Origin of the sequence: uncultured Desulfosarcina sp. (assembly GCF_963664155.2) — a bacterium.
Lineage (GTDB): Bacteria > Desulfobacterota > Desulfobacteria > Desulfobacterales > Desulfosarcinaceae > Desulfosarcina.
The window spans coordinates 4,268,940-4,283,308 of record NZ_CAXXXH010000001.1 but is presented as its reverse complement, the minus strand read 5'-3'; the positions used below and the strand labels follow the sequence as shown (position 1 = coordinate 4,283,308).

The window sequence follows — 14,369 nt, the reverse complement described above, 5'->3', positions numbered from 1 at the left end:
GCTTATGCGGACAGCTTCTCTATTTTTACAGCGCTCACCTTGAATTCCGGAATTTTCGCCAGGGGATCGAAGGCTTCCGAACTGGTCAGCACGTTGGTCGGGTTTTCCCCAAAATGAATAGGCAGAAACAAGGTTCCGGGTTTCAGGGATGTGCTGATCTTGGCCGGCGCTTCCATGCGGCCCCGTCGCGAAGCAAGCACCAATACATCCCCCTCCTGAACATTCAGCGCATCAGCGTCCGCAGGGCTGATGGAGACGTAGCCGGTGGTCTGTTCCACATCCAGATGGGGGGAAATGCGGGTCATGGTGCCGGTATGAAAATGGGCAAACATGCGGCCGGTGGTCAGGAAAAAAGGGTATTCCGCATCGGGCATTTCCGCCGGGGCCAGGTAGTCGACGGCGTGAAATTTTCCCCTGCCCCGGGCGAACTGGTCCCTGTGCAGGTAAGGGGTTCCCGGGTGGTTCCGGTCAGGACAGGGCCACTGGAGTCCGTCCAGGCCCATGCGATCATAGGTCATGCCGGCATAGCTCTTGGGCGTCAGGGAGGCCATCTCGTCGAAAATGGCTTCGGGGTTGTCGTAGCGCATCTCGTAACCCATGGCCGTCGACAGACGGCTGATGATCTCCCAGTCCGCCAGGGTGTTGCCGATGGGCTCAACGGCCTTGTGGATACGCATGCAGCGGCGTTCCGTGTTGGTGAAGGTTCCCTCCTTTTCAGCCACGGCGGCGGCTGCGAAAACCACATCGGCCACCTGGGCGGTTTCCGACAGGAACAGGTCCTGAACCACGAGGAAATCCAATTTTTTAAGGGCCTCGTTGAGGTGGTTCCAGTCCGGGTCGCTCAGCTTGGGGTTTTCGCCGATCACGAAAAGCCCTTTGAGTTTGCCCTCGAGAATGGCCGGGATCATATCCGTTATGGTGAGCCCCGGACGGTCGGAAAGCGGCACGCCCCACGCCGCGGAAAATTTTTCACGCACCTGGGGGTCGGCCACCGGCTGGTAGCCGGTCATCACGTTGGGCAGCCCGCCCATGTCGCAGGCCCCCTGGACATTGTTCTGCCCTCGCAGCGGGTTCACCCCGCCGCCGTGCACACCCACGTTGCCGCAGAGCATGGCCAGGTTGCAGCAGGATTTGACGTTGTCCACGCCGGTGGTGTGCTGGGTGATGCCCATGGCATAGAGCAGGGTGGACGGGCTGTGGGTGGCGTATAGCTCGGCCATACGTTCCAGGTCTCGAGTGCCCACCCCGGTAATCTCCTCGACCCTGGCCGGCGTATAGGCCTTGATCACCAAAGCCATGGCGTCATAGTCCTCGGTACGCTGGGCGATGTAGGTGTCGGCCTGCCAGCCGTTTTCGATGATGATGTGGATCATACCGTTCAATAAGGCCACATCGCTGCCCAGCCGGTGGGTGACGGCCACATCGGCGAAACGGGACAGCTGAATGTGTCGCGGATCCGCCACGATGAGCTTGGCGCCGCGCTCCTTGGCCCTGAAGATCTGCCGGGCGATCAACGGATGGCAGGCAGTGGTATTGGACCCGATCACGAAAATGCACCCCGACGATTCAATCTCCGCAATGGAGTTCGTCATGGCACCGCTTCCGAAGGCGGCGGCCAGCCCGGCCACCGTGGACGCATGTCAGAGACGGGCGCAGTGATCGACGTTGTTCGTGCCCAGTACGGCCCGGGCAAACTTCTGGGCCAGATAATTTTCCTCGTTGGTCACCTTGGCCGACACCAGCACGCCGACGGAATCCGGTCCGTACTGGTCGATGATGGCCCGGAAGCGGTCGGCGGCCAGGCCGATGGCTTCATCCCAGCCGGACTTGATGAATCGGCCGAAGGTCTTTACCAGCGGCTGTTTCAGGCGCAGGACGCTGTTTATATGCTCGTGAAGGTTCCAGCCTTTGATGCACAGTTTGCCCTGGTTGACCGGATGGGTTTTCATAGGCAGGGTGCTGACGATCTTACCATCGATGACTTCAAAAAGGACACCGCATCCGGTTCCACAATAGGAACAGATGGAGGGTACGAACTTGCACTGCATGGTGCACTCCTTTGGTTTAATATCCGATAAACAAAAAAACCTGAACCGCGGATGAATGGGTGCGTATTAAAATCGTCATCACGATCAGTTCGCTAAATTGACAGTTCTCATCGGTTTCGGTTCCAGGGTGACCGTCTCCCCCAGGACACTGAAGGGCGACTGGTCGGCGGCGAATCCGGTTTCATAGTCAAAAACGGTTTTGACGATCTCGTTGACCTTGCGGTAGAGCAGACGCAAGGGGATGTCCACCGGACAGGCATCCTCGCACAGCCCGCAGTCGATGCAGCGTCCGGCCATGTGCACGGCCCGCACCAAGTGAAAAATTGGCACCTCCGGCGGCAGGGAGCCTTTGCTGACCAGGTCGCCATGCTCCAGGCTGCATTCCTTGCAGAAACAGACCGGACAGATGTTCCGGCAACCATAGCACTTGATGCATTTTTGAAATTCATTCATCCACCGGGACAGACGGTCCGGCGGGTCCATCTGCTCCAGGTCCCCGGGGCACCAGGTGTTGTCCACGCCCGCCTTCTGTTTCAGCGGCGCCGGTTTCTCGGGCTCCAGGTAGGAGCAGTCTCCGTGCGGCTTCAGGTTCGAGGGACAACAGTTGACATTGACCGCCCTAATCTGGTCGGGATTGAGCTGGTTCCAGATATAAAGAACGTTCAGGGCCCGCTGGTTGCAGTCCCGGGCCAGCATGCCGATTTTGATTTCCGGATCGATGGCGGCGATATGCGTGGCCACCTTTTCCAGGGAATAGCGCGCCGGCCCGTCGACCAGGTCCTCTACCGCCTCGAGATCGTCTTTGGTAAAGCTGCAGGGCAACGGGTGGCCCATGACCATTTTGTACCCCAGAAAAAGGTCGACGACACCCGTTTCAAGCCACCGTTTGACTTTGGCTTTCATTGATTGCCTCCTTGGTCATGCCGGCGCCGTCCGGCTGCGCCAATTGCAGGTTGTGGGGTGAACGGGCCCTTTTCAATGGGGGCGCGGCAGAAAGCCGACGCGCCATCGCTGCATTCGTTCCCGCAAGCGGGTTGGGTCCCAGGGATCGGATTTTCTCCGTGAAGTCAGTGACCACCCGGACGAATTTCTGGGCTTCGGCCGAGGAAATCCATTCCAGGTGCACACGTCCGTCAAGGCCCATAAAAGTAAGAAGTTCCTGGAGAAAGGTGATCCGTTTAACCGTCATGTGATTACCGTACAGGTAATGGCAGTCACCGATGTGTCAACCGCCCACCAGGACACCGTCGGCGCCGTCCTGCAGCGCACGCAGTATGTGGTGGGGCGATACGGTGGCTGAGCACATGACCCGGATGGCGCGCACATTGGGGGGATACTGCAACCGGCTGACACCGGCCAGATCAGCGGCTCCGTATGCGCACCAGTTGCATATGAATGCCAGTATATTGGGTTCGAACGGTTTCTTTTCCACGATTTCTCCTTGGCAAACTGGTAAAAAGTAAATGGGTACTTCCAAAGACTTCGTCACGCCCTCAGCAATGAAAATCAGGCGCACATGGCACTCTTAATCTGGGCATACAACTGCCGGTTGCTGAAGCCCAGCAGCACCGGGGCCTCCGATGGGCAGGCCGCTGCACAGGCCCCGCACCCCTTGCAAAGGGCCTGGTTGACTTCGGCGACGCCCTTTTCAGGATTGTAGGTAATGGCGTTATAGGGGCAGACATTGATGCACCCCAGACAACCGGAGCACAGCGCAGGGTCGATATGGCTGACGATGCCGCCCACCATGATATGATCCCTGGACAGCACGGTCAGCGCCTTGGCCGCGGCGGCCTGGGCCTGGGCGATGCTCTCTTCCAACGGCTTGGGGTAATGCCCCATGCCGCAGAGGAACACCCCTTCGTTGGCAAATTCCACCGGCCGCAGTTTCTGGTGTGCCTCCATCAGCCAGCCGTCGGCATCCGTGGAGACCTTGAAGGACTGGGCAAGCCCGGTATTTTCCCTGGCCTCGATGGCAGTGGCCAGACAGAGCAGATCTGCATCCACGCGCACCTGACGACCGAGGACCGGATCGCTGAATCGCACCGCGACATGTTTGTCGCCATCGGTGACGACCGGCGGGTGATCCGGGTCGTAGCGGAAAAAGAGAACGCCCTGCTGCCGCGCCTCCTTGTACAGGTATTCTCTTTTGCCGTAGGTACGGATGTCCCGGTAGAGAATATAGACGTTCGTATCGGGGTTGCGCTTTTTCAGCTCCAGGGCGTTCTGGATGGAATGGGTGCAGCATACCTTGGAGCAGTATGGCCGTGCCTCGTTCCGCGACCCGACGCACTGGATGAAGACCACGTCCGTCGCCCGTTTGATGCGCAGGTCCTCCTGCCTAAACAGGTCATCCATCTCCAGGTGGGTGACTACGGCCGGATGCTGGCCATACAGGTATTCGGACGGTTTGCTTTCCCTGGCACCCGTAGCCAGAACCGCCACCCCATGGTGGATGGTCGTTTCCGTCGTGCCGGTGGACAGGGTACTGTTGAAATTGCCCACAAAACCGTCCACATCGCTCACCGACGTTTCCAGGTGGACGGTGATTCGCGGCTCGGATTCCACCGCATCGATCAGGTCAATCAGAAAGCCGGCCACATCTTCCCCCTGGAAGCTTCTGACCAGGCGGCGGGCATTGCCGCCCAGGACGGGACCCTTTTCCACCAGGTGAACAGGATATCCCTGACGGGACAGGGAGAGAGCCGCGGCAAGGCCGGCCACCCCGCCGCCCACCACCATGGCGGCAGGCGTCACCGGGAGGTCGGTCTCTTTCAGTGGAACGGCGAGAAACGATTTGGCCACGGCCATGCGCACCAAGTCAAAGGCCTTTTCGGTGGCGGCATCGGGATCATTGGTGTGCACCCATGAATCCTGATTGCGGATGTTGGCCATCTCGATCAGGTATTTGTTCAGGCCCGCATTCACCAGGGTTTCCTGGAACAATTCCTCATGGGTCCGCGGCGTACAGGCCGCCACGACCACTCGGTTGAGCCGTTTGTCCCGAATCACAGCCGTCATCTTGTCCTGGGTGTCCTGACTGCAGGTGAACAGGTTTTCCTCCACATACTCGACCCCGGGCAGGGTCCGGGCATAGGCGGCCACCTCAGGCACACGCACGATTCCGCCGATGTTGATGCCGCAGTTGCACACGAAGACGCCGATGCGCGGGGCTTCACGGCTGACATCCCGTTGAGCCGGAATTTTAACGGTCTGAGTCAGGGTGTTGCGCGCGTCGGCCAGGTTTTCTGTGGCGGCGCAGGCGGCGGCACTGGCTTCCATCACCGACTGGGGGATATCCTTGGGACCGGTGGAGACCCCGCAGGCATAAATTCCCGGTACCGAGGTGGCCACCGGATGAAAACAGCTCGAACGGACAAACTGGTCCTTGTCCAGTTCGACCCCCAGGGTGTGCGACAATTCCACGGCCGCTTTGCTCACTTCGAGGCCAGTTGACAGCACCACCATGTCGAAGCCGTCCGCGTGGACCGCGCCGCCGTCGTCCGCATAGCGCAGCATCAGGTCATCGGATTCGGGAACCGACTCCACCGTGTGGATGCGGGCCGGAACAAACCGGACCCCACTGTTGCGGGCATTTTCGCAATAGCGGTCGAAATCCTTGCCCTGGGTGCGCAGGTCCATATAAAAGATGGTGCATTCCAGAGGGGTTTCACTGTGGTCTTTGGCCATCACCGCCTGCTTGACGGCATACATGCAGCACACCGATGAGCAGAAGCCGTTGTCGCAGCGGTTCATCTCCCGGCTACCCACACATTGCAGCCAGGCAATCCGTTTCGGCGGCCTGCCCGTGGCCTTCTTACCGCGCATGCTCGACGGACGCACCAGGTGGCCGCCATAGGGGCCGGTGGCCGACAGGATGCGTTCGAACTCCAGTGCAGTCACCACGTCCGGCAGGCGGGCGTACCCATAGGTGTCGAGACCGGATGGATCGAAGGATTGAAAACCCGACGCCATGACCACCGACCCCACCCGGACCTCAAGGGTCTTTTCCGTATCCTTGAAATTGATGGCCCCCGAGGGGCAGTGCTTCTCGCAGGCACCGCATTTGCCGTTTTTGAGATAAATGCAGTTTTCCGCATCGATGGCATACTTCAGGGGAACGGCCTGGGAATAGGGAACATAAATCGCCTTGCGTGTGACCAGGCCTTCATTGTAGCGGTCATCCACCCGCTTGGGGCACTTCTGGGCGCACAGGCCGCAGGCAATGCATTTGTCCATATCCACATATCGCGGATGCTGGAGAACGGAAACCGTGAAGTTGCCCTCCTCACCAGCGATGGCGGTAACTTCGGATAAGGTAAGCAGTTCGATGTTGGTGTGCCGGCCGACCTCGACCAGTTTAGGTGAGATAATTCACATCGAGCAGTCATTGGTCGGAAAGGTCTTGTCCAATTGGGCCATGGCCCCGCCGATCGCCGGAGACCGTTCTACCATGTATACGTAATAACCGGAATTGGCCATATCCAGGGCCGCCTGCATGCCGGCGATACCGCCGCCGACGACCATGACGGATCCCAAGGCCACCGTTTTCGTCTGCTTTTCTTCCATACCCCTGCTCCCTGCTCGGTTGATAGTGTTTATTGACGGCTGCATCCAGCTCACAGCCACATCCCTCACGGGCAATTCGTTCACGACGACACCCGTATCACCGCGTAATTTCCTTCGGCATCCTGTCCGTTACCGGTCGGCAAACACCCCATTGATGGTCGCCAGCAGTTCATCCTCGGTAAACGGCTTGGCCAAATAGTCTGCGGCCCCCAGTTTCATCGCCTCCAGCGCGTTCGACAGGGTTGAATACCCCGTCATCACAATCACACGAACCTTCGTTGACTGCTCCTGGATCAATTTAAGGATGCGTGACCCGTCGATGTCATGCAGCTTCATGTCCAGCAGGATCAAGTCATAGCCGCCGTTGCCCTCGATTTCCAACAACCCGGAGATACCGGTGTTACGGAGGACAACACGATGACCTTTTTCTGAAAGCACCATCCGGCAGGCATCGCAAATCACCGTTTCATCGTCGATGACCAGCACGTTCAACGGTTTCATAAAAGCCCCTTCCCGGCAGCAGCGTCCGTTCGAATCGGGAGCACGATCACAAATCGTGTGCCTTTTCCAGGGTCACTGGAGACCCGAATGTCTCCCTGGTGGTTCTGAACAATACCGTAGCTGATTGCCAGGCCAAGACCCGTTCCGTTCGGCCGGGTGGAAAAAAACGGCTCGAAAATCCTTTTTTGATGCTCCTGAGAAATACCGCAGCCGTTGTCGACGACTTCAACACGAATGGCTCCGGCATCATGATCAACAATAGTGGTGACGGTCACCTTACCGTATTCGGCTACCGCATGCAGCGCATTGAGAAGCAGGTTGAGCACCACCTGTTCAATCTGGTTTCCATCCAACAGGGTGTTGACCATGTCTTTGGCCAGCCTCAGCCCTATATCCACGTGCTGCAGATGATACTCATTTTCCACAATACCCAACGCGGATTCCACGATATGGTTAAGGTTGGCCGGAACCCGCTTGGGTTCAGTGTCACGGGAGAAATCCAAAAGCCCCTGGATGATCACTTTACAGCGCTGGGTCTCTTTGATGATAATATCTAATCCCTCGGCCAGCCTTCCCTCGGAAGGCACCTTTTTTCGCATATTGGAGCTGTAGAGGAGGATGCCGGCCAGAGGATTATTGATTTCATGGGCGATGCCCGCCGCCATGCGACCCAGGGACGACATTTTGTCCATCCGGGTGGCCAAATAGTTGAAATTTTCCTTCTGATTTTCCATCAGCTGGACCCGCTCGATGACGCAGGCGCACTGCTCGGCAAGGGTCAGCATAAAATCCAGCTCATGACCGGAAAACGAGCGGCGCTGACCCAGATAAATCCGGATCAGGCCAAGCATTTGATCCTTGATGGCCAGGGGAACATCGACCATCATGCGGATACCTTCGTCCCAAGCCTCCTGAGGGTACTCCACCCGGGGAGCATGCCAGATATCGGAAATAATTTTTACCCGGTGCAGTTCGGATGGATCGGACAGTACCTTTTCAGTGGAGACAGGTCCTTTGGAAAGATAGTTTTCCCCCAACCCGCAAGCTGCCCGGACATCGAACCGTTCGGTTTCCTCGTTGAAAATTCTCAGCAGCGCACCCTTGGCGTCCAGCACCGCCGCCGATTTGGTTACCGCCACGTCCAGCACCTCCTGCAGGTTGTTGCTGGAGTGCATGGACCGGATGATATCCCGGAATACGTGGAAATAACTCTCGTATGGGGTGGAAGCAGTCATAGGATGCCTATCATTGAGAAACCGATTGCCAGCCTTTGTAGGGTTGACAACATCTGCCTTTAATCCGGGGGCGGAAGCGTCCGCCAAGCCATTGATGGTGGATCGACAGTCGACAATGGCGATGTCATCATCGTTACCATGCTTCCCGTTCCAGGCGCGAATGGATGAACATCAACTGCTTTTGGGTAAGCTCACCCACGTTTTCATTTATCCACCTCAAATCCCCCGACGTGATGGCAGCCTTGGCTTCGCTTGAAAGCCGGTATCCATCCAATGCGGTGGTCCCCTTTTCCATCAAATCCGTCCAGAATGTCCGATCGTCCCAGGTGCGATTCATCACTTGAATGACTTCCCGCTTCTGGATGAGCCGTTCCGACTCGGTTTCCGGCTCTTTCACCGCCGGTTCATCACCGACCGCCTCCTCTTGCGATTTCAGCGCTGCCGTGATCGCCAACTTGATCTGGTCTTCGGTAAACGGTTTGGGCAGAAATTCAGACACGCCCAGTTTCATGGCCTCTACGGCCGTTGCCGTCGTTCCGTATCCCGTAATCACGATAACTTCGGTTTCCGGCTTTTGGGCCTTGATCCGGCGAATCACTTCCATTCCGTCGATGTCCGGCAGTCGTAGGTCAGCCACCAGCAGATCGAAGCGTTTCTGCCGGAATGCCTCCATGGCAAGTTCACCCGTACCGGCCAGGTTCACGTCGAATCCATCTTCACGCAACACCATCTCCAGCCCTTTGGCCACGGTGAGATCGTCTTCCATCACCAGGATATGAGGGGGCACCCCATACTTCATGGCCGCATTCTCCAGTTGGGTCATCATGATGCTACCTCCTTCTTCTGGTTTTTTATCTGAATGGGTTGTTAACTTCTCAGGTTTCGATCCTTCATTAACTACAGTAACAGCACAGGCCGTGCCATCATGCCTACCCCTGTTGAATTGAATGATAGAATCACACTATTTATAATATATTCTTATGGTTATAAAATACCCAAGTATACCGGGAAAAAGGGGGGGGAAAGATGGCATCCGTATATGTTTTTATATGGCTGAAAAAAGCGAAAGCGAGTGTTTTTTGAATGATCGCAGCAGGATATTTCCGTATAAAGGATTATACGGAGGTATGAACGGCCATACGGTGGGTGAAGGCTGTCTTCAATCTACGGAAACGATGGGCCGGAAGTTCCGCCAAACCCGTGCTTTTTCATCAGCGTTGAGAAATTCGACCGCTGCATACCCACATTTCGTGCCGCCTGGGTAATATTACCCGATGCTTCGGAAAGGGCTTTCTTGAGAAAGGCTTTCTCGATATCCCCGAACTGGTTTTCCAGCAGGTTCTGCTTGGCCGCCTTCAACGCTTCCAGGTTTTCGGGAACCTCATCACGGGTCGGCTCTGGCTGGGTTTCCCAATGGTCCGAGAGGTGCTGGCATTCCAAAACGGGACTGTCGGCGATGATCACTAGACGCGCCACCACGTTCTTGAGTTGTCGCACATTGCCGGGCCAGTCATCGTTGACCAGCATTTCCAGGGAATCGTCCGAGAAGCCGTCGACACGCTTACCGGTTTCACGGCAGGTTTGTCGCAGAAAGTGGTATAGCAACCGGGGGATGTCATCGCGCCGTTCCCGTAATGGAGGAAGGGTAATGGGAAAAACGTTAAGGCGGTAAAACAGGTCTTCTCGAAAAGTTCCCTGGTCCACCATCGTCTCTAAATCGCGATTGGTGGCGGCAATAAAACGCACATCCGCCTTTTTCAGGCGACTGGTCCCCACTGGCTTGAATTCATGGGTTTCAATGGCCCGTAGCAATGCGGCCTGAATGTCCAAGGTCAGATTGGCCACTTCGTCCAAAAAGAGGGTTCCGTGACTGGCTGCACTAAAAATGCCATCCTTGTCTTGAACCGCGCCGGTAAAAGCTCCTTTTATATGCCCGAACAGTTCGCTTTCCAAAAGGGATGACGAAAACGTGCTGCAGTCCACCGCCATGAACGGATGATCCGCCCGATTGCTGTGGGCGTGAATTTCCCGTGCAAACAACTCTTTTCCGGTACCGCTCTCGCCGTTCAGCAGAACGGTTGTGTCGGTGGGCGCGACCTTGCGCACATCGTCAAATAGTTGCAGGATCCGTGGGTTCTCACCAATGATGGACCCAAAATCCTCCCGCGAGGGCAGCTGACGACGAACGGCCAGATGCGCTTCTTTAAATCTCCTGTTTTCGACGGCCAGCGCCACGGCAGCGAGCAGTTCATCGTCCGAAAAAGGCTTGGCAAGATAATCGAAGGTGCCCAACTTCATGGCGTCCACGGCATTTTTGACGCTGGCATAGCCGGTCATGACAATAACGCAGATATCGATCCGGGCATCATTCACCTTTTGCAAAATGTCCATCCCATCCATATCGGGAAGTTTCATATCCAGCAGGACGAGTTGATACCGGCCGCTGAGCAGCGCCTCCAGGCCGGACCTGCCGGTGTTGCAGATGTCGGCCGAGTAACCGCTGTCCGCGAGCGCCATGCGGCAACCGGCGCAAATGGAGGGTTCATCGTCAATAATCAGGATGGGTCGATCTTCCGTTTCCATCATCGGGACTCTATCCCTGCTTCGGGATCCATGCAAGGGGGTGCCAATCCCCCATCACCGGATTGTGGGTTTCAAACCGCCGGGCTTCGGCAGCGCTTTCGGACAATTTGGCCTAACATCCCTGCACGGTGTGCAAACCAACCCCTGCACCAAGGTCGATACGCCGGCCGGACCATGCCCAGCGAAACGGTAATTTAGATCATAAGCATAACGCATATGTCAACCATATCGAGTATGATTTTCTGCCTGCGGGTGCAGTTGCTTCACGCCCTTCCTTTCAGTTTTGCCGGTTAGCAAGCGAACAGATCTACGGGCCCGTCTTTGCCTTTAAGGAAGGTTTCCGGCAGGGTGTATAAAGGGAAATCATGGTTAATACACCAAGGGTTGGTATCCGGCTGAACGGGCAGCCAACATGAAGTCCAACAGAAAGAAGACGGTGTTGTTCAGGGTCAGTGTTTGAAGGAGACATCGATTGTTTTGACCCCATCGATACCCCGGAGGGCCTTTTTCAGGTCAGCTTCCACTTTTTCTTTATTCTTCAGGGCGCTTTCAATCATAACAGTGACCGTTCCGGCTTTGGCGGAGACGGGAATTCTGGGGACGGGCCAAGTTAAGGAATTCTGGGAGGAATTCTGGGGACGGGCTAAGTTAAATGCCATGAATTAAACAATATAAATTGGAATAGGGGGTCTATTTTGAGTCTATATCTCAATTTTCGGGGTCAAAAATCGAATTATAGACGCATTGTGCTTCCCGCAGTTCAAATGACCCTTCGGTGGGTTGGATGGAGCGGCCCTTGGCCATCGCCCCCATGGCGTTTTTAATGTGTTCGACAAACGGACTGCTCCCCACGGCAATACTTTCCGTCCATCGGCTTGCCCGTTTGGCGTCAATGTCTTCCAGGGCGTCTTCAACCCATTTCAAGTGGGCTGAAGCGAAAGAGTCATAGTCCTTGAATCCAGCCAACTCCCGCAGCCTTTCGTAGGCGATGATGATATTTTTGCGCCGTGGCTTCTGGATCTCATTATACCCACCGTGAGGCCAATTAGATGGATGGTTGACAACCCCGGCACGAACCATATTCAAATCGATGTATACCAGGCAACGCAGCAGATGTTCGCCGGTTTCAATGGCGGTTGAATGGTATCGATCTTCCCAAAAGGCACCTTTCCGGTGTTTCCGCCGGTTATATTCCTGGGCGGTTCTTCCGGCGATCAGCCCAACCGCCTGCGGGATAATCCTGTGATCGCTGTCGTCTTTCACGATCAAGTGGATATGATTGGAGGTCACCGCATAGTTTAATACCACCAGCCCGAAACGCCTTTTGGCTTCGAAGAGCCACTAAATCCAACGCTGACGGTCCTGTTTGAATTTCAGCAGGAATTCCCGCTTGTGGCATCTTTGGGTTATGTGCCAGATTTGATCCGGAACGTAATGTCGTTTGGCCCGTGCCATTGAATCATCCTATATCGCAATTTTTGACGCTGAAAATCTCAATATAGAGGGTATTTCGGCCCTCTTTTATAACATTTTCGCCTTAATTTTAGATAGTTGACTTGGCCCGTCCCCGGACACTTCCCGGACACCTTATCCCGGACACCCCCCGTCCCCGGACACCCGGTCCCGGACACCCGGAACTTGGCCCGTCCCCGGACACCCGGACATCCTCCCTAAGGAGTGTACCAAAGCCCTGCCAAGTACCCGCCCTGACAGGATAAAAAACTTTTAAGTTGCTACAGTTTCCCCTTCTTGATAATCGCCACCAGCAGCCAGATGCCCATGACCGCGGCGGCGAGGAAGCCGATGATGCCGATAAGGGAGATGCCGTAGAAGAGCGGCGGGGTCTTGGAGATGACGATCAGCGCCGAACCGATGATCAGGGAGGCGATGATGATGGAAAAGGAGATGCGGTTGCTGATCTGATCGTGGGTGTGAAGCATGCTCTCCATGCTTTTCAGCTCCAGCATGAAGGTGAACTTCTTCTGGCGGATGGTGCGGGTGATCTCCAGCAGATCCTTGGGGAATTCCTGGACGAAGTCCATGTATTGTGCGAAAATACTCAAGGCGTCGCTGCCCAGTCGCTTGGGAGAAAAGCGTGAGAGTTTGACCTGCCGGATAAAGGGCTCGGCGTGGGCGATCATGTCGAAATCGGGATCCAGCGACAGGCCCACTCCTTCGACGGTGCTGAGGGCCTTCATCATTAGAAAGATCTCCGGTGGAATGCGCAGCCGGTGCTGGGCGGCCAGTTCCAGCATGCTCTGCAGCAGCCGGCCGATCTGGATATCCTTGAGCGGCTTGTAGAGATGCTCCCCCATGAAGTCGGCCACGTCTTTTCCCAGCAAGCGCAGGTCAGGCTCCTCGTCCCACAGGGTCAGCTTGAGCAGCACCTGGGTGGTGCGCGGTTCGTCGCGACGCACCACGGCGTCCACCAGTTCCACAAAGTTCTCACGGGTATTGCGGTCCACGGTGCCCATCATGCCGAAATCCAGCAGGCAGATCACGTTGTTGGGCAGGACAAAGAGATTGCCGGGGTGGGGATCGGCGTGGAAGAAACCGTGCTGGAAAATCTGGGTCAGCAGGATGTCGGCGCCGCGCTGGGTGATCAACTGGCGGTCGTAGCCGTTATCGTCCAGCCGGTCCAGCAGGGAGACCTTGATGCCGTCCACGTATTCGGTGGTCAGCACGCGCTCGGTGGTGATTTCCCGGTACACCTTGGGGATGTATACCGTGTTGTCGTGCAGGAAGGCGCCGGCCACCCGCTCCATGCTGGTCGCCTCAAGGGTATAGTCCATCTCCTTTTCGATGGATCGGGCGAACTCCTCGACGATTTTCACTGGACGGTGGTGGGCCAGCTCTTCAATGTGGCGTTCGGCCAGGGTGGCCAGATGAAGCATGATCTCCAGGTCCACCTCCACCAGCTTGCGGATCCCCGGGCGCTGAACCTTGACCGCCACCTCTTCGCCGTCTTTCAGGCGGGCCCGGTGGACCTGTCCGATGGAGGCCGATGCCAGGGGCTCGGGATCCAGCTGGTCGAGCAGGTCATCGGCCGGTTGGCCGGTTTCTTCGCGGATGATTCGTTTGACGTCGGCGAAGGGGAAGGCAGGAACCTTGTCCTGGAGCCGGGAGAGCTCCCGGATGAAATCCACGGGCACGAGATCAGGGCGGGTGGAGAGAATCTGACCCATCTTGATATAAGTGGGGCCGAGTTCCTCGATGGCCAGCCGCACCCTCACCGCCCGGGAAAGCCTTTCCACGCGCTCGCCGCGCTTGCGGGAGATCACCTGGAGACCGATCTCGATATACTGATCGATCTTCAGCAGCTCCACGATATCGTCGAAACCATATTTGAACAACACCGCCAGAATCTGCCGATAGCGGTTCAGGTTTCGATAGGTGCGACCGATCACACCGATTTTGCGTATGCTGATCATCC

At 56.5% G+C, this 14,369-nt stretch carries 8 protein-coding genes and 2 pseudogenes; all 10 read right to left on the bottom strand.

Features of this window, described 5'->3' with window-relative positions; genetic code table 11:
• Positions 1 to 2 precede the first annotated feature (2 nt).
• The 10 genes and pseudogenes from fdhF to ACHZBS_RS19455 all read right to left on the bottom strand — a co-directional run bounded on the left by fdhF (position 3) and on the right by ACHZBS_RS19455 (position 14,367).
• Positions 3 to 2,048, bottom strand: coding sequence for a formate dehydrogenase subunit alpha (fdhF, locus tag ACHZBS_RS19500; RefSeq protein WP_319408194.1), 2,046 nt, complete (start codon positions 2,046 to 2,048; stop codon positions 3 to 5).
• An 84-nt stretch (positions 2,049 to 2,132) separates the two neighbouring features.
• Positions 2,133 to 2,951, bottom strand: a complete 819-nt coding sequence (locus ACHZBS_RS19495) for a 4Fe-4S binding protein (protein ID WP_319408193.1) — start codon at positions 2,949 to 2,951, stop codon at positions 2,133 to 2,135.
• Between the two features lie 124 nt (positions 2,952 to 3,075).
• A pseudogene (locus tag ACHZBS_RS19490) lies at positions 3,076 to 3,480 on the bottom strand (hydrogenase iron-sulfur subunit); the annotation flags it as partial.
• Between the two features lie 74 nt (positions 3,481 to 3,554).
• Positions 3,555 to 6,617: an FAD-dependent oxidoreductase gene (locus ACHZBS_RS19485; RefSeq protein WP_319408192.1), complete on the bottom strand. Its 3,063-nt coding sequence runs from the start codon at positions 6,615 to 6,617 to the stop codon at positions 3,555 to 3,557.
• Positions 6,618 to 6,746: 129 nt separating this feature from the next.
• Complete coding sequence (locus ACHZBS_RS19480) at positions 6,747 to 7,118, bottom strand: response regulator (RefSeq protein WP_319408191.1); 372 nt, start codon at positions 7,116 to 7,118, stop codon at positions 6,747 to 6,749.
• Positions 7,115 to 8,353: an ATP-binding protein gene (locus ACHZBS_RS19475; RefSeq protein WP_319408190.1), complete on the bottom strand. Its 1,239-nt coding sequence runs from the start codon at positions 8,351 to 8,353 to the stop codon at positions 7,115 to 7,117. The genes ACHZBS_RS19480 and ACHZBS_RS19475 overlap by 4 nt, the downstream gene beginning before the upstream one ends.
• A 133-nt stretch (positions 8,354 to 8,486) precedes the next feature.
• Positions 8,487 to 9,179, bottom strand: coding sequence for a response regulator (locus ACHZBS_RS19470; RefSeq protein WP_319408189.1), 693 nt, complete (start codon positions 9,177 to 9,179; stop codon positions 8,487 to 8,489).
• Between the two features lie 338 nt (positions 9,180 to 9,517).
• Complete coding sequence (locus ACHZBS_RS19465; protein WP_319408188.1) at positions 9,518 to 10,939, bottom strand: sigma-54 dependent transcriptional regulator; 1,422 nt, start codon at positions 10,937 to 10,939, stop codon at positions 9,518 to 9,520.
• A gap of 705 nt (positions 10,940 to 11,644) precedes the next feature.
• Positions 11,645 to 12,256 (bottom strand): annotated as a pseudogene (locus tag ACHZBS_RS19460) (transposase); the annotation flags it as partial.
• 413 nt (positions 12,257 to 12,669) lie between these two features.
• Entirely contained in the window at positions 12,670 to 14,367 is a 1,698-nt protein-coding gene (locus ACHZBS_RS19455; protein ID WP_319408187.1) for an AarF/ABC1/UbiB kinase family protein, read from the bottom strand.
• Positions 14,368 to 14,369 lie beyond the last annotated feature (2 nt).

Coding starts and splice junctions, on each gene's coding strand:
- ACHZBS_RS19465 (WP_319408188.1), bottom strand. CDS start 10,939: ATGATGGAAACGGAAGATCGACCCATCCTGATTATTGACGATGAACCC.
- ACHZBS_RS19475 (WP_319408190.1), bottom strand. CDS start 8,353: ATGACTGCTTCCACCCCATACGAGAGTTATTTCCACGTATTCCGGGAT.
- ACHZBS_RS19495 (WP_319408193.1), bottom strand. CDS start 2,951: ATGAAAGCCAAAGTCAAACGGTGGCTTGAAACGGGTGTCGTCGACCTT.
- ACHZBS_RS19455 (WP_319408187.1), bottom strand. CDS start 14,367: ATGATCAGCATACGCAAAATCGGTGTGATCGGTCGCACCTATCGAAAC.
- ACHZBS_RS19470 (WP_319408189.1), bottom strand. CDS start 9,179: ATGATGACCCAACTGGAGAATGCGGCCATGAAGTATGGGGTGCCCCCT.
- ACHZBS_RS19480 (WP_319408191.1), bottom strand. CDS start 7,118: ATGAAACCGTTGAACGTGCTGGTCATCGACGATGAAACGGTGATTTGC.